The following is an 18812-nucleotide window of genomic DNA, read 5'->3' as shown; positions in this document are numbered from 1 at the left end:
CCGGGGCCATGGCGACAAAAGCTGCCGATATGTTGATTGCACGACGCGCCGATACCCGTGCGAGGGCAGATTTTGCAACCTGGCTAATGATGGCCAAGCTCAACGGCTTTTCTGCCCTGCCCACCGAGGCGCAGAGCTTTCTTGAAGGCTACCGGCAGTTGCTGGCGACGATGACCGAGGCGGACGCATCGGAGGCCACCATCCAGCTCATGTACAAGAGCTACTATGCCGAGATGGGCGGCTCCGGAACGCCACCCGAGATTCCTTCGCGCGCGAGCGAGCCGGCCACCGATGCCGGCAACGTCACCGCCTTCCGCCGGCCGGCCCCCCGGCCAAAACAACAGGCCGTATCCGGCCAGGCGACAAAACCGCGGCTGCCGGTGGCGCTGATTTTCATCTGCCTCGCCATCGTCTACGTCAGCATTCGCTATTTTTGGCGCTGAAGCGGACGCATTCCCGCACCGGTTGAAAGTCCGCGATACAACCGCTTCATGGCCACGCCGCATAGGAGGGGCCGCTGCGCGCGTGCTCCAAGCGTATCTGCCGGCGATAGTTGCCCGGTGATGCCCCCCGATACTTGCGGAAGAAACGATTGAAATAGGCCGGATCGCGGAAACCCAGACCGTATCCGATCTGCTCGACGGGAAGATCGAGTTGCTGCAGCCGTGTGCAGGCTTCACGCACCAGGCGCTCGTGGATGATCGCGCGCGGGCCGCAGTTCTTCTCGCGCTGGCAATGGGCGTGCAGCTTGTCCGACGTGACGCCAAGCGCGTCCGCATAGCGCGCCACCGGCCAGCCGTCGCGATAATGCAGCTCGACCATCTGCAGGAAATTGCCGACCAGGGCCGGACCACCGCCCCGCGCAGCCATCTCGTCACGCTCATCGTGCGAGGCGCTGAGCCGCCAGAGCTGCAAACACAGCAACAGCAAATGCGAGGAGATCAGCGTCGCACCGCCAAAGCCCGGCGTGCGAAGCTCCGCCACGATGGCGCGGCATGACTCAGCGATCGTGTCGAGAAATGGCGGAAGCGCTTCGCCTGCGATCAACGCGACACGCTCGGTGGTCCTGCGCAGATGCAGCGCCTCGGCATTGCCGGCGACGATCTTGATTAGAAAATCGTCCTCTACCGACAACAAAAACCCGTGCGCGCCCGGGCCAACTCCTACCGTCGCATCGATGCTGCCCGGCAGCCAAAGCAAAGCCGGCGCTTCAAGCGCAACGCCGGTCCCGTGCCAAGAGGCGCGGCCGCGATCCGATTGCAGTAGCAACAGATGCGCCCGGCGCTCGGACTTCTGGCGGACCGCCCACGATCGTGCCGCCAACGATGCCGAAAATGCCTCCGCACGCACCGCCAGCGCAATGCCGACCGGCAGTCCGTTCAGCGCCGGTGATACCGACATGACCCCGCCTCCTGAGACAATCCGCCGCCAGTAAACCGGGGCCTTTGCCAGAAAAGTACAATCTTTCCCCGGTTTCGTCCAATTCCAAGCCTCCCGGGACCTCCCCTAACGTCAGGGCGATCACGAGCGCCAGCCAATGGCGCCACCGAAGCATCCCCGGGAGGAGAACATGACGACATTTCTGACGCGGCGCGCCGCCCTGTTCGCGGCCGCCACCTGCGCCGCCACCCTCGGCCTGACCGCCATCGCCGAAGCGCAGACCTCGATCAAGATCGGCTATGCGATTTCGCGCACCGGGCCCAATACCGGCGGCGCCGCTGTCACCACGATCCCCAACTATGAATTGTGGGTGAAGGAAGTGAACGCCGCTGGTGGCATCAAGCTCGGCGACAAGCGCGTCCCGATCGAGGTCGTGCAATATGACGACCGCTCCAACGCCGAAGAGGCCGTGCGCGCGCTCGAGCGGCTGATCAACCAGGACAAGGTCGATTTCATCCTGCCGCCATGGGGCACCGGTCTCAATCTCGCGGTTGGCCCGACGCTCAACCGCGAAGGCTATCCGCATATCGCCGCGACTGCCGTAACCGACCGCGCGCCCGAACTCGCCAAACGCTGGCCCAACAGTTTCTGGATGCTCGGCACCAGCGGGGATGCCGCCAAAACACTCGTCGACCTGCTTTCCAAACTGCGCGACGAAAAGAAGATCGGCGACACCGTGGCCATGGTCAGCATTGCCGACGGCTTTGGCATCGACCTGTCGACCGCGGCGCGGCCGGCGCTCACCAACGCAAAATTCAAGCTCGCCTACGACAAGAGCTATCCGATCGGCACCCAGGATCTCGCCCCCATTATCAACGAGGTGAAGGCGCTCAATCCGGATGTCTTCATTGCCTTCAGCTATCCGCCGGATACGCTGGCGCTGACCGAGCAATCGCGTATCGCCGGGCTCAATCCGAAGGTGTTTTATACCGGCGTCGGCACCGCCTTCCCGCTCTATCGCCAGAAGTTCGGCAAGAACACCGAAGGCGTCATGGGCATCGGCGGCTGGAGCGGCGACAGCCCGGCGATCAAGGACTATCTCGCCCGCCACAAGGCCTCCGCCGCCAACGGCGCCGAGCCAGACCGCTGGGCGAGCGCGGTCACCTATGCCAGCCTGCAGATGCTGCAGCAGGCAATCGAACGCGTCGGCAAGATCGACCGTGCCGCCGTGATCAAGGATCTGCAGACGGGCACGTTCGAAACCGTGATCGGCAAGGTCAAGCTCGAGAACAACATGCCGACGCGCTACTGGTGGGTCGGCCAGTGGCAGGATGGCGAGTTCTACGGCATCGCTCCGGCAAAGAACGAAGGTGCGCGCGCCGCGATCGTGCCGAAGCCGGCGTGGGTGGCTCCCTAACCTCGAACCAACACGGCCGGTCCAGTCATGACGATCGCCATTCTGACCGGCCTGATGCTGGGCGGCATGTATGCGCTCATCGCCATGGGACTCACGCTCCAGTACGGCGTTGCGCGCATCATGAACCTCTCCTACGGCGAGTTTCTGATCGCCGCCGCCTTTGCATCGCATTGGTTGTTCACGGGCTGGGCGATCAGTCCGTTTGTCGGACTGGCGGTGGTCGTCCCCCTCGCCTTCGTGCTGAACTTTGCGATCTATAAATTGCTGCTGACGCCGCTGGTGCGCCGCGCGCCGAACCGCGACGCGCTCGAGGTCGACAGCATTCTCGCGACCTTCGGGCTCACCTTCGTCATTCAGGGCTCGATGCTCGCGCTGTTCGGCGGAGCCTATTACAGCTATTCGTTCCTCGCCTTCCCGGTGCAGTTTGTCGGCGAGACCGTCGCAGCCAACCGCCTCGCCGCGCTCGGGACCACTATCCTGCTAGGCCTCGCGCTCTATCTGGCGCTGACACGTACCCGAGCCGGCACCGCGGTGCGCGCCGTCGCGGTCGATCCGTTTGCGGCTCAGCTCGTTGCCATCAACGTGCCGCAAGCTTCCGCACTGACCTTTGCATTGGGCGGCGCGCTGGCGGCCGCGGCAGGTGTGCTGGTCAGCACATTCCTGACCTTCAGCGCATCATCCGGCGTGGTCTTCACGATGAAGGCATTAATCGTCGTCGTGATGGGCGGCGTCGGCAACATGCTGGGCTGCCTGGTCGCAGGGCTGGCGCTTGGTCTCAGCGAGGCACTGGTTGCCTCCTATGTCGATCCCGGCCTCACCCTTGCCGTCAACTTCGCCCTGTTCCTCGCCGTGCTGCTGGTGAAGCCGGCCGGCCTGTTTGGCAGGGCGACGCGATGAGCGCGCGTGTCGCCGGCTTCGGTTTCCTTGCGCTGGCCGCAATCGCGCTGCTGGCCCTCGTTCCGCGCCTTGGCAACGCCTACTACCTCGCGCTTGCCATCAGCCTTCTGCAATATACCGTGCTCGCGACGGCCTGGGGCATGTTCTCTGGGCCTACGCGCTACGTCTCGTTGGCAACGACGGCGTTCTTCGGCGTCGGCGCCTATACCGTCGCTGTGCTCGGCGAGATATTGCCCTGGCCGCTCGTGCTGCTGATCGCAGCGGCGCTCGGCGCCGTCGTGGCTGCCATTGTCGGGCTCTCGACGTTGCGCCTGAGCGGCGTCTATTTCGTCATCTTCACGTTCGGGCTGACCGAATTGATCCGCCAGCTCGTGGTGTGGTTCGAGGTCAACAAGTCGCGCGTGCTTGGGCGCTATGTCTTCGTCGACATCACCCAGGCCGATATTTACTGGCAATTGCTGGGGCTCGCGGCCGCGGTGTTCCTGCTGGGCTGGCTGATCGCGCGCTCCCGCCTCGGCTTTGCGCTGCGGGTGATCGGCGAGGACGAGACCGTCGCCAAGCATTGCGGGATCAATACCACCTTCGCCAAGGTCGCGCTGTTCACGATCAGCGCCACGGTCATGACGCTGGTCGGCGCGATCATGGCGCCACGCTGGACCTACATCGAGCCATCGATTGCCTTCAATTCGATGATCTCGTTTCAAGTGCTGATCATGGCGCTGCTCGGCGGCGCGCACCGGCTGTGGGGACCGGTGCTCGGCGCCGTGCCGCTGACCCTGCTGTTCGAACTCCTGAGCGCGCGTTTTCCGAACACGTTCACGATCATCCTCGGCTGCATCTTCCTGTTGATCGTCTACATGCTGCCGCGGGGCGTCGCTGGATTGTTCGAGAAGCGGTCGACGACGCCGGGCGGCAAAACCACGCAGCGGGTGGCCGCATGAGCCAGGACACCGCAACGCGAGTTCTCGAAGTCGAAGGCCTGCGGCGCGCCTTCGGTGGGCTGGTCGCGGTCAATGATCTCGGCTTTGCCGTCGGGCAAGGCGAGATCATGGGCCTGCTCGGCCCCAACGGGTCGGGCAAGACGACGGCGCTCAATCTGATATCGGGCGTGCTGCACCCAGATGCCGGCGCCATCCGCCTGATGGGCCGGAACATCGCGGGCCTCGCCTCGTACCGGATCGCCCGGCTTGGACTGGCGCGGACATTCCAGCTCGTGCGCGTGCTCGACGGCATGGATTGCCGCGAGAACATCAAGGCGGGGCTGGCGTTCCAGAAGCCGCATCTGCCTGCCGCCGAGGCCGAGGACCGGATCGACGCCCTCCTCGACCGCGTCGGCCTTGCCGGGCACGACCGGCGGCCGGCAGCCGACCTCACCTATATCGACCGCAAGCGCCTGGAGCTTGCCCGCGCCCTTGCCGCGAAGCCACAGTTGCTGCTGCTCGACGAGTGGCTCGCCGGGCTCAATCCATCCGAGCTTACGATCGGCATCGAGCTGATCCGATCGTTGAAGGCGGACGGGATCACCATCGTGCTGGTCGAGCATGTGATGAGCGCCGTTCGCGCGCTTTGCGACCGCTGCATCGTCATGAGCAGCGGCCGCAAGATCGCCGAAGGCGCGACCGCGGACGTGCTGAGCGATGCGGCGGTCGTCAAGGCCTATCTCGGCGGAGTGGCCGCCGATGCTTGAGGTCGCCAATCTCAGCCTGGCCTACGGCCTCCACCGTGCGCTCGACGGTGTCGCCCTCAACGTCGGGCGCGGCGAGATCGTAACCATCCTCGGCGCCAATGGTGCCGGCAAGACCTCGCTGCTAAAGGCCATCGCCGGCGTCGTGCGGACGCTTCCGGGCAAGCAGGTGCGCCTCGGCGGCCGCGATATCTCAGCGCTTGCCGCACACGACATCGTCGAAAGCGGGCTGGCTCTGGTGCCCGAGGGCCGCGGCATCTTCGGCGACCTCTCGGTGAAGGAAAACCTCCTGCTCGGCGCCAATCCGAAGCGCGCCCGCGTGGGCGAAACTGCCCGGCGCGAACAGGTGCTCGAATTGTTTCCGCGCCTGCGCGAACGCGCCGCCCAGATCGCCCGCACCATGAGCGGCGGCGAACAGCAGATGCTGGCCATCGGCCGCGCGCTGATGTCCAATCCAGACATTCTGCTGCTCGACGAGCCGTCGCTCGGGCTCTCGCCTGCCATGGTGCAGGAGTTGTTCGCCACGCTGCGGCGGGTGCGCGAAGCAGGTGTCGGATTGCTGCTGGTCGAGCAGAACGCGCAAGAGAGCCTGCGGATCGCCGATCGCGGCTATGTGCTCGAAAACGGCGTCATCGTCGGCCACGGCACCGCCGATCATCTGAAGTCCGATCCCGCCGTCCAGCGCGCCTATCTCGGCGGCGCACCGCCGGCCGCTGCACCAACCTCGTACCACATCGAAGGAGATAACCATGTACGAAATCTCGCTGCTGCTCGAGAGCAAGGATGTCCCGGCGTCGAACGGCGAAACGTTCGATCGCCTCAACCCGGTCACGGGCGATGTCGCAAGCCGCGCCGCGGCAGCCCAGATCGCGGATGCGAAGCGCGCGGCCGACACTGCCGCCGCCGCCTTCCCCGCATGGTCCGCCACCGGCCCGAATGCCCGGCGTGCGATCCTGCTAAAGGCCGCCGATCTTCTGGCGTCGAAGGCGGCCCAATTCGTCGAGCTGATGGCGGCGGAGACCGGGGCGACCGCGGGCTGGGCCGGCTTCAACGTCCACCTCGCCGCCGGCATGCTGCGCGAGGCGGCCGCCATGACCACGCAGATTTCCGGCGAGGTCATCCCCTCGGACAAGCCCGGCTGCATCGCGATGGCGGTGCGCCAGCCCGCAGGGGTGGTCCTGAGCATGGCGCCGTGGAACGCGCCGGTCATCCTCGGCGTGCGCGCCATCGCGCTGCCGCTGGCCTGCGGCAACACCGTCGTGCTGAAGGCTTCCGAAATCTGCCCGGGCACGCACCGGCTGATCGCCGAATGCCTGCGCGACGCCGGCCTGCCGCCGGGGGTTCTCAACGTCATCACCAACGCGCCGGAAGATGCGCCGGCGCTGATCGAGATGCTGATCGGCCATCCCGCCGTGCGCCGGGTCAATTTCACCGGCTCGACGCGGGTCGGTCGCATCATTGCGCAGGTCGCGGCCAAATATCTCAAGCCGACGCTGCTCGAACTCGGCGGCAAGGCACCGATGATCGTGCTCGACGATGCCGATATCGACGCCGCGGTGGCCGCTGCGGCGTTCGGCGCCTTCATGAACCAGGGCCAGATCTGCATGTCGACCGAGCGCCTCGTCGTCGACGAAAAGATCGCCGACGCATTCGTGACCAAGCTCGCGGCGAAAGCGGGATCGCTGGTCGCCGGTGATCCCCGCAAGGGCAATGCGCCGCTGGGATCGCTGATCGGCACCGATGCCGCGGCGCGCATCCAGGCCCTGATCAACGATGCCGTCAGCAAGGGCGCCAAGGTGGTTGCGGGCGGACGCAGCGAAGGCACGCTGATGTCGGCGACCGTGATCGACGGCGTCAATTCGTCGATGCGCATTTACTCGGAGGAGTCGTTCGGTCCGGTGGTCTGCGTCGTGCGCGTCAACGGCGCGGACGAAGCCGTTCGCGTCGCCAATGACACCGAGTACGGACTATCCGCGGCCGTGTTTGGCCGCGATATTGCCCGCGCTTTCGAGGTCGCCAAGCGCATCGATTCCGGCATTTGCCATGTCAACGGCCCCACCGTTCACGACGAGGCGCAGATGCCGTTCGGCGGCGTCAAGGCGTCGGGCTATGGCCGCTTCGGCGGCAAGGCCGGCATTGCCGAATTCACGGAATTGCGCTGGATTACGATCGAGACCGGGCCGCAGCATTATCCGATCTAGAGCTTCGTTTCTGACTGCGTCAGAACCGAAGCTCCAGATTCTTGTTTTGACGCGTTTTCTTCACGCTTACCGGCGTCCACCCCGGATCAAGTCCGGGGCAGGCTTTCGCTCGAAAACGCTATAGCGTGAATGCGAGGCGTCAGCTCTTGGTCTTGACGCGGAAGATCACCGGCAGAGTGAAAGTCAGGCCTTCGTCGGCGATGACAGGTGGCGGCATCGGCACCGGATCGGAGCGCCGCACCATCGCCAGCGCCGCCTCGTCGAAGGCCGGATCGCCCGAGCCCTTTTCGATATCGGTCGAGAGCACGTGGCCCATGCGGTCGAGCGTAAAGCGAATCTGGATCTCGGCGGATTTTTGCTGCCGCTCCTTCGGGTAGCGCTTGTGCTTGTCGAGATGCGCGACCAGTTCCTTCTGCCAGGTCGCGCGCACGCGTCGTGCGCTCTCGCCGGTGCCGATCACCGGTGCGACGGAACGCTGTCCTTCCGGGATGTCCTCCGAACTCGGCGTCGCGGTCGCCTCCGAGGCGACCGACTCGGGGGACGCCTGCGTCTGCACCGCCGCGATCTTCGGGTCGTCCTCTTTCGGTTTCTTGGACTCGGTCTCCGTCACCACCCGATCGGCCTCTTCGGGCTCGGTCGGCTTGTCCTGCGGCAGCTCGGTTTCCTTCGCCTCCGCATTCTGCTCAGGAAGCGGCGGCGAGTGCGCGGAAGCATCGGTGTCCGGCCCCGGTGGAAGGTCGGTCACCTCCCGACGCACGGAGGCCATTTCGAGCCCAATCTCGATCGCCGTTGCGCCGAGGGCGTCGTCGGCTTCCTCGGTCTGCAAATGCGCAATCGCCAGCGCTGCCCCGCCGATGTGAAGCGCGAGCGCAATCACCGCGGCCGAAATCCAGAGCCGCCGGGATGGCTTTTGCTCGTCGAGACCGGTCAAGGCTTTGCCGGCGCCGCCGCTTGCGGCGCCGCTCCATCAGGAACGCCTTCGAGCGCAACCAGCTTGAGCTTGGAATAGCCGCCGGCGCGCAGGATTTCGAGCACGCTCATCAACTCGCCATAGGGTACGGCGCGATCGGCACGCAAGAAGATGTAACGCTCCTTGCTGGCGTCCGGCATCGCATCGAGCGAGCGTACCAGATCGACGCGCTTGACCATGTCCTCCCCGATCGCAACCGAGAGATCCGGCTTGATGCTCACGTAAGTGGGCTTGTCCGGCTTCTTCTGCGGGGTTGCGGTCGACGTCGGCAAATCGATCGGCAGGTCGACGGTCGACAACGGCGCCGCGACCATGAAGATGATCAGGAGAACGAGAATGACGTCAATGAACGGCGTGACGTTGATCTCGTGCGATTCCGCAAAATCGCTATCGTCATCGTCGTGTTCTGCGATCGACGCGCCCATCGCCTACTCCGCCGCCGCGCGCGAATGCGGGCCGCCGTGTGAAATAACATGGGTACGGTCGAGGTCGCGCGACAAGAGCCGCCCTGCGGCGCCCGAGGCACGGCTGACCAGCTCCAGATAGCCCTTGGTCACGCGCGCGAAGTGATTGTAGATGATGACGGCGGGGATCGCCGCGACGAGACCGATAGCGGTCGCGAGCAGCGCCTCGGCGATACCGGGCGCTACCACCGCGAGATTCGTGGTCTGCGATTTCGAAATGCCGATGAAGCTGTTCATGATGCCCCAGACCGTGCCGAACAGTCCGACGAAGGGCGACGTCGCGCCGATGGTTGCCAACAGGCCCATGCCGAGCCGGATCCGCCGCGCCTCGGCGCGCACGATTTCCGAAAAGCTCGACGCGGCGCGCTCCTTGATGCCGGCGTCGCTCGATATGCCCGCCGACAGCCGCGCTTCGCGCATCGCCGCCGCAAGGAAGGACGCCAGCACGCTGCCCTTGGCGCCCAGCGCGAATTGCGCTTCTGCCAGCGACCGCGCGTCGGCGATCTTGGCCAGCGCCGAGCGCACCTTGCGCTGAACCACGGACAGTTCAATCATCTTGGCGATGAAGATGGTCCAGGTCACCAGCGAAGCAAAGGCAAGGCCGACCATGACTGCCTTGACCACCACGTCGGCTGACTTGAACATAGTCCACGGCGACAATTCCTTGAGCTCGGCGGCCGCGGCCTTCAGCAATTTGCCCTCGCGCTCGGCCGGCGTCGCCGCCGCATCGGAAGGCGCGGCCGGCGCAGCAGTCGCCGTCGGCTGGGCCGGCTGCGTCGCCTGGGCCGGCGTGGCTGGGGTTTGCGAAACGGCGGGCGCCTGCTGGGCCACGGGCGGTGCTGCGGGAGCCGCGCCCTGCTGGGCCGACAACGGCGCGGCCGGCGACAGCATCGCCAGCGCGGAGATCACCGCGAATGTCATCGCGCGAGAAAGAGGCATGTTCTTCATACTTTGGCCCAGTAGCGGATCAGGTTATAGATACCGGTCAATTTGACCGTTTCAGGGTCACCTCGCCCAAGCCGCTCCATCGGGGCTTGGATCAAGGCATCGAGATCGAAGATCAGGCTGCGGGCGTATCCAACCCCTATCATGCTCTGCAGCCAGAAAAAAGACGCCACCCGAACACCTCGCATAACCGGCGTGACCAGATGCAGGCGAGGTACCCGGCCGAGAGCTTGATTTCCTGGGAACCATAGGTCCTCGATGACCCACAGCCCCCCGGGCGCGAACGAGGTTACCGACAAGTCGGTCCGTATCCGCGATCGTGTCGCCGTCACCGACATGCGGCGAGTGTCCCGCGCTGTTGGTACCGAGTGAAAATTTTGCGGTCAACGCGGTTGGGGCAGCGCTTCGTTTGAATCCATCAAGATCAAAGCGATTCTAATCCGTCGTTTTGAAATCGTTCTAAACAGGCTTCGCTGCTTCGCCAAAGTCCGCGAGGAATCGCACCGGATCGGACAATCGCGAGCGGCGTGCGGCCATTACCGCACCTCTGTCATGCACTCCCTCAGACCTTTCCAATTGTTTAGGATTCTCAAGCCTTAGTGTTTGTACACCTCAAACGCGGGCACTTTATATCTGCCCTGATGGGAAATATCTGCCCTGATGGGAACTCTTCATGAGCACCATTGGTCTTGTTCCTGAACCCGTGAGTCAGGCATGTCGAGGTCACACACCGTCCGTTGGGTCTTGTTGCTCGCAGCGATCGCCGCGCTGGGTTATTTGGGCTGGCAGCGATTCCACGGCGAGAACCACGCCGTACAGGCTAATGCCCAACCGCGCGCCCCGGCCCGCGTCGCCGTTCCCGTCAAGATCGCCCCGGTCGAAAAGGCCGATTTCCCGGTCTATCTGACCGGCCTCGGTACCGTTCAAGGCTTCAACACGGTGCTGGTCCGTACCCGGGTCGACGGCCAGATCAACAGGATCGCATTCCAGGAAGGCCAGCTCGTCAAGGAAGGCGACACGCTGGTCGAGATCGATTCGCGGCCGTTCCAGGCTGCGCTCGATCAGGCCAAGGCCAAGAAGGCGCAGGACCAAGCCAATCTCGCCAATGCCAACCTCGACCTGCAGCGCTCCACTCGGCTCGGTGAGTTCGCGACCCGCCAGCAAACGGATACCCAGCGTGCTTTGGTCGCGCAACTGACGGCGCAGGTGGCCGGCGACGATGCAGCAATCGCCAATGCGCAGACGCAACTCGATTACGCTACCGTCAAGGCGCCGTTCTCGGGCATTGCCGGCATTCGCCAGGTCGATGTCGGCAACATCGTCAACGCTGCCACGCAGACCGGTATTGTGACCATCGCCCAGATCGAGCCGATTGCGGTGATCTTTACCGCGCCGGAAGACCAGTTGCCGGATATCAAGGCCGCGCTGGCCGCCGGTTCTCCCAAGACGATCGCGCTCTCCACCGACGGCAAGCGGGTACTTTCCACCGGCAAGCTTTCGCTGATCAACAACCAGGTCGACACGTCGAGCGGCACCGTCAGGCTCAAGGCCGTGTTCGACAACAAGGACCACACGCTGTGGCCTGGCCAGTCGGTTTCAACCCGGCTGCTCGTCGCGACGCTGAAGGACGCCACCGTTGTTCCCGATGACGCCGTCCAGCATGGTCCCGATGGTCTCTACGCCTACACGGTCAACAAGGAGAACAAGGCTGAACTTCGCAAAATCAAGGTGACGCGCTCGATCGACGGCCGCTCGGTGGTCGATGAAGGGCTTGCGCCCGGCGAGCAGGTGGTCTCGGCAGGCCAGTTCAAGGTTCAGCCGGGCACCCTGGTGACGACGTCGGCCGCCAGCTCGGATCAGGCGCAGGCCAAGGTGACCGGCGAATGAGCGCGGGAATCTCCGCCCCCTTCATTCGCTATCCGATCGGCACCTCGCTGATGATGGCGGGGATCATGTTTGTCGGCCTCGTCGCCTATCCCTTGCTGCCGGTTGCGCCCCTGCCGCAAGTCGACTTTCCGACCATTCAGGTTTCCGCCTCGCTGCCCGGTGGCAGTCCGGAAACCATGGCATCGTCGGTCGCCCAGCCGCTGGAGCGTCAATTCGCTCAGATTCCCGGCGTCGCGCAGATGACCTCCACCAGCTACCTCGGAACCGCGGCGATCAATATCCAGTTCGACCTCAACCGCTCGATCGACGCCGCCGCCAACGACGTGCAGGCCGCGATCAATGCCGCCGGCGGCCAATTGCCGAAAAACCTGCCCTCGCCGCCGATCTATCGCAAGGTCAACCCGGCAGACTCCCCTATCCTGATCCTGTCAGCGACATCGGACACGCTGCCGCTGACATCGGTCAGCGACGCCGTGGATGCCCAGCTTGCCCAGCAAATCAGCCAGATCTCCGGCGTCGCCCAGGTGATCATCGGCGGGCAGCAGAAGCCGGCCATCCGCATTCAGATCGACCCGGCCAAGCTCGTGGCCAAGGGGCTGTCGCTGGAGGACGTTCGCAGCCAGATCGCGATCACGACCGTTGACAGCCCGAAGGGCAATATCGACGGCGAGCGCCGCGCCTACACCATCTACGCCAACGACCAGTTGCCGAACTCCAAGGACTGGAACGACGTCATCATTGCCTACCGCAATGGCGCCCCCCTGCGAATCCGCGATGTCGGCCAGGCCGTCACCGGCCCGGAAGACGCCAAGCAGGCGGCCTGGGCCAACGGCAAGCGCGGTGTGTTCCTGGTCGTATTCAAGCAGCCCGGCGCAAACGTCATCGAGACCGTGGATCGGATCAAGGCAACGATGCCGCGGCTAACCGCCGCGATCCCGCCGACGGTCAAGGTCGAGGTGATGAGTGATCGCACCACGACGATCCGCGCCGCGGTCGAAGACGTGCAGTTCACCATGCTGCTGACTATCGCGCTGGTCGTGATGGTCATCTTCATCTTCCTGCGCAGCTTCTGGGCAACGGTGATCCCGGCCGTGACAGTGCCGCTGGCGCTGCTCGGCGCCTGCGCGCTGATGTGGGCAGTCGGCTATACGCTCGACAATCTCTCGCTGATGGCGCTCACCATCGCGGTGGGCTTCGTAGTCGACGACGCCATCGTGATGCTGGAGAACATCACGCGCTATATCGAACAAGGTGAAAAGCCGATGGCCGCCGCCTTCAGGGGCGCCCGCGAAATCGGCTTTACCATCGTGTCGATCAGCGTCTCGCTCATCGCGGTGTTGATTCCGCTACTGCTGATGGGCGGCATCATCGGGCGGCTGTTCCGCGAATTTGCCGTCGTGCTGGCGATGACCATTTTCGTATCGATGGTGGTGTCGCTGACGCTGACGCCGATGATGGCCTCGCGCTTCCTGCGCGCCCATGGCGAGGTCAGGCATGGCCGGTTCTACCAATGGAGCGAGCGCGGCTTCGACGCGATGCTGCGCACATATGAACGTGGTCTCGACCTCGCGCTGCGCTGGAAGCTCGCCACCCTGATGATCTTCTTCGCGACGCTGGGACTGTCGGTCTATCTGTTCGTCATCATCCCGAAGGGGTTCTTTCCGCAGCAGGACAATGGCCTGATCACGGCAACTTCGGAGGCCGGTCAGGATATCTCCTTCGCCGAGATGAAGCGGCGTCAGGAAGAACTCGGCAAGATCGTGCAGGCCGACCCCGACGTGGCAACGGTCGCGATGGTGATCGGCGGCAGCGGCCGCGCCGGCAACAACGGCAATCTCTACATCACGCTGAAGCCGCGCGACGAGCGCAAGGCGTCTGCCCAGCAGATCATCGCCCGCCTGCGGCCCCAGCTCGAGAAGGTCGAAGGCGCCCGTCTCTATATGCAGGCGGCGCAGGACGTGCGGCTCGGCGGCCGGCCGACACGAACCCAGTTCGAGTTCACGCTGCAAGACGCCGACCTCGCCGAGCTGAACGAATGGGCGCCGAAGATCCTGACGAAGATGCAGACGCTGCCCGAGCTTCGCGACGTCGCCACCGACCAGCAGACCAACGGCACCACGCTGGAGCTCAAGATCAACCGCGATACCGCCGCGCGCTATGGCATCCAGCCGCAACTGATCGACGACACGCTCTATGACGCGTTCGGCCAGCGCCAGGTGACGCAGTATTTTACCCAGCTCAACACCTACAAGGTGGTGCTCGAGGTGCTGCCGGAACTGCAGGGCAGCCTCGATACCCTGAACAAGATCTACGTGAAATCGCCCGCAACCGGCGAGCAGGTACCGCTGTCGACCTTTGCCACCTGGACCAGTGTGCCGGTGCGGCCGCTGTCGATCAGCCATCAGGGCCAGTTTCCGGCGATCACGATCAGCTTCAACCTCGCCCAGGGCGTGGCGTTGGGACAGGCGACCGACGCGGTGCAGAAGGCGATGGTCGAACTCGGCGCGCCTGCGACGCTGAATTCGAGCTTCCAGGGCACCGCGCAGGCATTTCAGCAGTCGCTCGGCACCGTGCCGCTGTTAATCCTCGCCGCCCTCGTCGTGGTGTATCTGATCCTCGGCATTCTCTACGAAAGCTACATCCACCCGATCACGATCCTGTCCACGCTGCCGTCCGCCGGCGTCGGAGCGCTCGCCATCCTGATGCTGTTCGGGTTCGATTTCAGCCTGATTGCGCTGATCGGCATTGTGCTTCTGATCGGCATCGTGAAGAAGAACGGCATCATGATGGTCGATTTCGCCATCGCCGCCGAGCGCGACGAGCAGCTCGAACCTGAAGCTGCGATACGCAAAGCGGCGCTGCTGCGCTTCCGCCCGATCATGATGACGACGATGGCGGCACTACTCGGTGGCGTGCCGCTGATGCTCGGTACCGGCACGGGATCGGAAATCCGCCAGCCGCTGGGCTATGCCATGGTCGGCGGCCTGTTCGTTAGTCAGGCGCTGACGCTGTTCACGACGCCGGTGGTCTATCTCTATCTTGACCGGCTTTCGAACGCGTTTGCGCGATGGGGGCGTTCGTCCGATCCCAACCATGACGAGCATCTGGACACTCGTGGCTCGGTCAAGCAAGCGGCCGAATGACTTGACTTTGCGCGGGAACCGACACATCCGAAGGTAGTGTTTTACTTCGGAGCCGGTTCAGTGAAAATTTCAGTAATATTTGTATTCGCTGTCGCGACGATATTCGGTCTGTGCGGCCATGGCTACGCCCAGGCGCCAAAGTCCAAAAATGCCCCATCCGCCGCGGCGCAGACAACGCCGGCTCCTACCGCCGCTGCGGCCGAGGGCGCGAATTCGTCCGCGCCTCCCGGCTGGGTTGCACGGTGTAGCAGCGCAAGCCGCGGCGCACCGCTCGAATGCGCCATCGAACAGACCGCCATTCTGACCAAGACCGGCCAGTTGATCGTGCTGATCAATATCCGTGTATCAGCCGAAACCCGCGCCCCGGTCGCCCTCGTGCAGTTGCCGCTCGGGCTCAACCTGCCGGCCGGCGCGAAGCTTCAGGTCGACGACGGCAAGCCGTCCGACCTGCAGATCCAGACCTGCGAGGCGCGCGGCTGCTACGCCAACGTCCCGATTTCGCCCGACATGTTGACGGCGTTGAAATCCGGCAAACAGTTGAAGGTCTCGTTCCAGAATATGGCCAAGGAAACCATCACGATTCCGATGCCGCTGGCCGATTTCGCCGCGGCGTATGAGAAGATCAAGTAAGCGCTGGCAGGGTTCGTCGGTTGCGAAGAGCAGCGTGACGGCGTCGCCGCACACAAGGTGTCATTCCCCGCCACCGGGTCGGCGCGAAGCGCCGCCGGATGACAGGCTCCGGCGGGGAATCCAGTACGGGCGATCACAGCTAGGATTGGCGGCTACTGCCGCGCCATCTCCGCCGAAACCTACGCCGTCGCCATCCAGCTTCTGGTCGGCATGCACGTCGACCGTCACCTTCAGCAACCGCCCGGTGAATTCGAACGGCAGCAAGTGCCGCCCGCGGCACCCTGCAATTCGTTGGGAAACGCCCCTCCTTCCACGCTTGCCAAGGCCCGGACCGAGCGAGTAGAACGACGCACAGCGAAAGCGGCGATTTGCAAGATCCCGCTCCAGCCGATTGCCCGGACATCCATGTAAGGTATTGATGTCATTGAGCAATTCTTGGGGAATGGTGTAACGGTAGCACAACAGACTCTGACTCTGTTTGTCTAGGTTCGAATCCTAGTTCCCCAGCCAACCACCTAGTAAGCCAGATTTAACAACCAAATCAGGAGCTTACCTAACGGCACGAAGAGCCGACCCACCTAGGTCAGCCACCTCGGTTCCACTAGCGACAAGCACCAACTTGCGGACCTCGCCGCCCTCCTCGGCTGATGCAATCAGCAAGCAGGATAAGCCAAGAGCTTGACGCGATAGCGAACCAAGTCGGCGGTTCGCTGGAGAAGATTGCAGAGCGGTTTGGCGTGCCATTCTTCGAGGTTCACAACTCCTACGTAGAGCAAATCAACAAGGGCCGTCCGAAGGCAAGGAGGCAGCACGCGCTCGTAAGTGCCGCGCGACCTCGTAGCGTCTCTATTCGCGAAACAAGGGCAGCGCGCTCATCCGTGCTGTCTACGCTCCGCGTGAAAAATACCGATGCAGAGTCCTTTCGGAACTGCACCGGCAAGTCTGATCCTTCCAGCCTCTATGCGGGCTGTTGCTTCACTAGGAAGCTCTTAGCGCCTCTCCCCCTGCCATCAACCCTGTACGCAACGCCGATTGCTTTCAGGGCCTCTGAGAGCCCGCTCGAAGGCTTGCTAAGTTGCTCTCTGACCTTCTCTCGCTTCCCCTTATCGAGGCTGAGGTCTGACGCAACCTTCGACATGGAAACTGCTCCCGGCAAGCGCTGCTCCATGTAGGCAATCAGCGCCTCACGTGGCGAACCTTTGCGCGGCTTCCGAACCTTGGGGCCGTCCATAGAGAAATCCCAATCAGCCAGCTTGAGTCCGGGAAGGTCCGTTAGGATATCTTGCAGGACTTCATCACCCTCTTGGCTCTTCGGAAGGACAATGAAGACATCCGCAGGCGGACACTTGCCGTTCTCATCCACCACGCGCCGCAGGCGGATGCGACCGATGGCTTGAATGATGGACACCGATAGCTGCCGTTGCCTCATCACGCGGCGAACGTCCCCATAGTGCTTCCACTGCGGTTCGTTGAACCATCCGTCTTCTTGGAAGCCCTGTAGGGCGAAGAATGTGTCGTTTGACCACACTTGATCCCGGTACGGCAGACCGAAGATGACAGCCGTGTCGAAATCCTTCCAAGCGTTGCTGCCGTCAACCTTGCCCCAATGGCCGATAGAGAACTGTGCGAACTGAGGGGCGTAGTCGAGGGCGAGCGGTCGATTGTCCTTGTGCAAACACACGAAGATAGACCGATCAGGTGAAAGGCGACCTTCGAGGTCGGCTAGCAATCGAGGGAAGCGCGTACTGAAGTTCTCTCTCATGTTGCGCTTACCCACGCCGGAGGCACGCGCGACATGTAGGGTAACGTTGCTATAGTCCCGCACATGGCTAGGCGTAGGGATACGCAAGGCCCTATCCTCGAAGAGGTCCCATAGAAAATCTGCGCGTGCTGTTGCGTCCAGCACCACCGGACCAGGAGCATCCCAAGGCACGGCCAGCGCTGAAGAGTGCATGGCGTGCTCGTCTCCCGATTTGGCGTAGTAGGCCCAATTATCGAACAGGGCCTGAGCGTGCTCTAGGGTCTCGTCAACCTTCCTGCCAATCCGCACCCGAGTGTTGGTGTCCTCCATCATCGCCCCGAGCTTGTCGAAGGCGATGCCCTTGAGCGCTCGCCTTAGCGGATGGAAGTTCACGAGAGAGGGCTTGATTTCATTGACCCCTTCTGACCACACCCCACGAGTGAAGCCGTGCCCCGTTTCCGACGCCTCTGCATATCGATCCACGAGCTTCCTCAGTATTTGTAAAGCAACGCACTCAGTCCAAAACTGCTTCTGTAGGTCAGCGCTAATGTAGCTTTGAACCCGGGTTATATCGCAGGAGGTCACTTTCGCGCTCTCGACCACGTTGGCTAGAGCTTCGTCCACAATGGTCAGAAGGCGCATACCGCCTCTCCAACTGGTCAGGCGTTCCCAACGGTCACCGTGCGTGGCAGATGCGTTGAGGTATGCCTGATGGGTGATGACAAGAGTGTCATGCTGGGCCAGAGCATCCGCCGACTTTGGATTGGCTGAATGGTGAGCTATCGCGACGGCACGGCCAGCTTGCTCATTGATCGTAGCAGCAAGGCCGTCTGCATCTTCGATAAGGCGGGTGACGACGATGCTACCCACCGGCTGTAGAACGCAATCGGAAGCTCTATTGCGCTCCGCCTGCATGGCAGCGAACAGGCAAGCTCCAGTGGTCTTTCCAGACCCCGTAGGAGGCTGAAGGATACGCCAGTTGGCCCTCACGTCATTGGCAGCGTCTACAATGGCGCTGTTGAAAGTCTCAGCCATGATAGTCCATAGCCGCTCTAAGGGCTTGGAGGAGCACAGCCCGTGCTTGGTGGTCCAGTGATCCTTCATCTGCAGGGAGAACTCTTGAGGTGGCACGAGCGCATAGCGATGCCCGTGCAGACCGATGGGGGTTTGCATTGTTTGGCCTTTGAAGTTGATGTTGAAGTTGCCGTATTGGGGCGTCAGAACGCCTTGGGCGGGCGTGACTACGGCTTGAGAAACACCCCCCGGTAATCCCCTAAAGAGAAGAATAGAAAGTCTTCTTAGGGGGTTTATGAGGGGGTATTAATTGATGGTGTCGGATAGGCTTTGAGGCCGTGAAGCGGCAGGAACGGCCCTAAAGAGCTGGTTTCGATGTGGCCATTCCAGAGTCACGCCAACGGCTTAGGCACCATTGGTGCATTGTTGGTGCCCAAGG

15 protein-coding genes, 1 tRNA gene and 2 pseudogenes are annotated in these 18812 nt (G+C 63.2%); 11 read left to right on the top strand and 7 right to left on the bottom strand.

The features are described from left to right. The first annotated feature begins 29 nt into the window (after positions 1 to 29). On the top strand, positions 30 to 443 hold the full coding sequence (locus GWE18_RS03600; protein WP_275184668.1) for a hypothetical protein: 414 nt from the start codon (positions 30 to 32) through the stop codon (positions 441 to 443). A gap of 46 nt (positions 444 to 489) precedes the next feature. Here the strand turns inward: GWE18_RS03600 and GWE18_RS03595 are convergent, their stop codons facing one another. Continuing rightward, the gene (locus GWE18_RS03595; protein ID WP_275184401.1) at positions 490 to 1401 is read right to left on the bottom strand and encodes a helix-turn-helix domain-containing protein; all 912 of its coding nucleotides are present in this window, start codon (positions 1399 to 1401) and stop codon (positions 490 to 492) included. 169 nt (positions 1402 to 1570) lie between these two features. Here GWE18_RS03595 and GWE18_RS03590 point away from each other — a divergent pair, with 169 nt between their 5' ends. From GWE18_RS03590 to GWE18_RS03565, 6 genes and pseudogenes are all read left to right on the top strand, one after another. Continuing rightward, a complete protein-coding gene (locus GWE18_RS03590; protein WP_275184400.1) occupies positions 1571 to 2797 on the top strand; it encodes an amino acid ABC transporter substrate-binding protein in 1227 nt (408 codons plus the stop codon). Positions 2798 to 2824: 27 nt separating this feature from the next. After that, entirely contained in the window at positions 2825 to 3694 is an 870-nt protein-coding gene (locus GWE18_RS03585; RefSeq protein ID WP_275184399.1) for a branched-chain amino acid ABC transporter permease, read from the top strand. Then, positions 3691 to 4635, top strand: a complete 945-nt coding sequence (locus GWE18_RS03580) for a branched-chain amino acid ABC transporter permease (protein ID WP_275184398.1) — start codon at positions 3691 to 3693, stop codon at positions 4633 to 4635. Before GWE18_RS03585 ends, GWE18_RS03580 begins: the two co-directional genes overlap by 4 nt. Further along, positions 4632 to 5381 carry an ABC transporter ATP-binding protein gene (locus GWE18_RS03575; protein WP_275184397.1) on the top strand — a complete coding sequence of 250 codons (750 nt, stop codon included), beginning with the start codon at positions 4632 to 4634 and terminating at the stop codon, positions 5379 to 5381. Before GWE18_RS03580 ends, GWE18_RS03575 begins: the two co-directional genes overlap by 4 nt. Then, positions 5374 to 6078 (top strand): annotated as a pseudogene (locus tag GWE18_RS03570) (ABC transporter ATP-binding protein); the annotation flags it as partial. The gene GWE18_RS03575 and the pseudogene GWE18_RS03570, both read left to right, overlap by 8 nt. 49 nt (positions 6079 to 6127) lie before the next feature. Beyond that, entirely contained in the window at positions 6128 to 7579 is a 1452-nt protein-coding gene (locus tag GWE18_RS03565) for an aldehyde dehydrogenase (protein WP_275184396.1), read from the top strand. A 139-nt stretch (positions 7580 to 7718) separates the two neighbouring features. Here GWE18_RS03565 and GWE18_RS03560 read toward each other — a convergent pair whose 3' ends face one another. The 4 genes and pseudogenes from GWE18_RS03560 to GWE18_RS03545 all read right to left on the bottom strand — a co-directional run. Beyond that, complete coding sequence (locus tag GWE18_RS03560) at positions 7719 to 8510, bottom strand: energy transducer TonB (RefSeq protein ID WP_275184395.1); 792 nt, start codon at positions 8508 to 8510, stop codon at positions 7719 to 7721. Next, complete coding sequence (gene exbD / locus GWE18_RS03555) at positions 8507 to 8974, bottom strand: TonB system transport protein ExbD (RefSeq protein ID WP_275184394.1); 468 nt, start codon at positions 8972 to 8974, stop codon at positions 8507 to 8509. The genes GWE18_RS03560 and exbD overlap by 4 nt, the downstream gene beginning before the upstream one ends. 3 nt (positions 8975 to 8977) lie before the next feature. Further along, a complete protein-coding gene (exbB, locus tag GWE18_RS03550; protein ID WP_275184393.1) occupies positions 8978 to 9961 on the bottom strand; it encodes a tonB-system energizer ExbB in 984 nt (327 codons plus the stop codon). Next, positions 9958 to 10167: pseudogene (locus tag GWE18_RS03545) on the bottom strand (PKHD-type hydroxylase); the annotation flags it as partial. The gene exbB and the pseudogene GWE18_RS03545, both read right to left, overlap by 4 nt. 505 nt (positions 10168 to 10672) lie before the next feature. Here GWE18_RS03545 and GWE18_RS03540 point away from each other — a divergent pair. The 3 genes from GWE18_RS03540 (at position 10673) to GWE18_RS03530 (ending at position 15618) form a co-directional block, all read left to right on the top strand. Further along, on the top strand, positions 10673 to 11845 hold the full coding sequence (locus GWE18_RS03540) for an efflux RND transporter periplasmic adaptor subunit (protein WP_275184392.1): 1173 nt from the start codon (positions 10673 to 10675) through the stop codon (positions 11843 to 11845). Further along, complete coding sequence (locus GWE18_RS03535; RefSeq protein WP_275184391.1) at positions 11842 to 14988, top strand: multidrug efflux RND transporter permease subunit; 3147 nt, start codon at positions 11842 to 11844, stop codon at positions 14986 to 14988. Before GWE18_RS03540 ends, GWE18_RS03535 begins: the two co-directional genes overlap by 4 nt. A 99-nt stretch (positions 14989 to 15087) precedes the next feature. Continuing rightward, positions 15088 to 15618, top strand: a complete 531-nt coding sequence (locus GWE18_RS03530) for an invasion associated locus B family protein (protein WP_275184667.1) — start codon at positions 15088 to 15090, stop codon at positions 15616 to 15618. A 60-nt stretch (positions 15619 to 15678) separates the two neighbouring features. On the opposite strand, the gene GWE18_RS03525 is transcribed toward GWE18_RS03530, so the two are convergent. Beyond that, positions 15679 to 15882, bottom strand: a complete 204-nt coding sequence (locus GWE18_RS03525) for a hypothetical protein (RefSeq protein WP_275184390.1) — start codon at positions 15880 to 15882, stop codon at positions 15679 to 15681. A 172-nt stretch (positions 15883 to 16054) separates the two neighbouring features. Here GWE18_RS03525 and GWE18_RS03520 point away from each other — a divergent pair. After that, positions 16055 to 16128: transfer RNA gene (locus GWE18_RS03520), tRNA-Gln, on the top strand. Between the two features lie 448 nt (positions 16129 to 16576). On the opposite strand, the gene GWE18_RS03515 is transcribed toward GWE18_RS03520, so the two are convergent. Next, positions 16577 to 18463: a hypothetical protein gene (locus GWE18_RS03515; RefSeq protein WP_275184389.1), complete on the bottom strand. Its 1887-nt coding sequence runs from the start codon at positions 18461 to 18463 to the stop codon at positions 16577 to 16579. Positions 18464 to 18812: the final 349 nt, after the last annotated feature.

Source organism: Bradyrhizobium sp. CSA112 (assembly GCF_029051645.1).
GTDB lineage: Bacteria > Pseudomonadota > Alphaproteobacteria > Rhizobiales > Xanthobacteraceae > Bradyrhizobium.
Note: the sequence above shows the minus strand (reverse complement) of the source record. Positions and strands in the feature narration are given on the sequence as shown.

Excerpts from the sequence above, each read along its gene's own strand:
- GWE18_RS03600 (WP_275184668.1), top strand. The coding sequence starts at position 30 with ATGTTGATTGCACGACGCGCCGATACCCGTGCGAGGGCAGATTTTGCA.
- GWE18_RS03595 (WP_275184401.1), bottom strand. The coding sequence starts at position 1,401 with ATGTCGGTATCACCGGCGCTGAACGGACTGCCGGTCGGCATTGCGCTG.
- GWE18_RS03590 (WP_275184400.1), top strand. The coding sequence starts at position 1,571 with ATGACGACATTTCTGACGCGGCGCGCCGCCCTGTTCGCGGCCGCCACC.
- GWE18_RS03585 (WP_275184399.1), top strand. The coding sequence starts at position 2,825 with ATGACGATCGCCATTCTGACCGGCCTGATGCTGGGCGGCATGTATGCG.
- GWE18_RS03580 (WP_275184398.1), top strand. The coding sequence starts at position 3,691 with ATGAGCGCGCGTGTCGCCGGCTTCGGTTTCCTTGCGCTGGCCGCAATC.
- GWE18_RS03575 (WP_275184397.1), top strand. The coding sequence starts at position 4,632 with ATGAGCCAGGACACCGCAACGCGAGTTCTCGAAGTCGAAGGCCTGCGG.
- GWE18_RS03565 (WP_275184396.1), top strand. The coding sequence starts at position 6,128 with ATGTACGAAATCTCGCTGCTGCTCGAGAGCAAGGATGTCCCGGCGTCG.
- exbD (WP_275184394.1), bottom strand. The coding sequence starts at position 8,974 with ATGGGCGCGTCGATCGCAGAACACGACGATGACGATAGCGATTTTGCG.
- exbB (WP_275184393.1), bottom strand. The coding sequence starts at position 9,961 with ATGAAGAACATGCCTCTTTCTCGCGCGATGACATTCGCGGTGATCTCC.
- GWE18_RS03540 (WP_275184392.1), top strand. The coding sequence starts at position 10,673 with ATGTCGAGGTCACACACCGTCCGTTGGGTCTTGTTGCTCGCAGCGATC.
- GWE18_RS03535 (WP_275184391.1), top strand. The coding sequence starts at position 11,842 with ATGAGCGCGGGAATCTCCGCCCCCTTCATTCGCTATCCGATCGGCACC.
- GWE18_RS03515 (WP_275184389.1), bottom strand. The coding sequence starts at position 18,463 with ATGAAGGATCACTGGACCACCAAGCACGGGCTGTGCTCCTCCAAGCCC.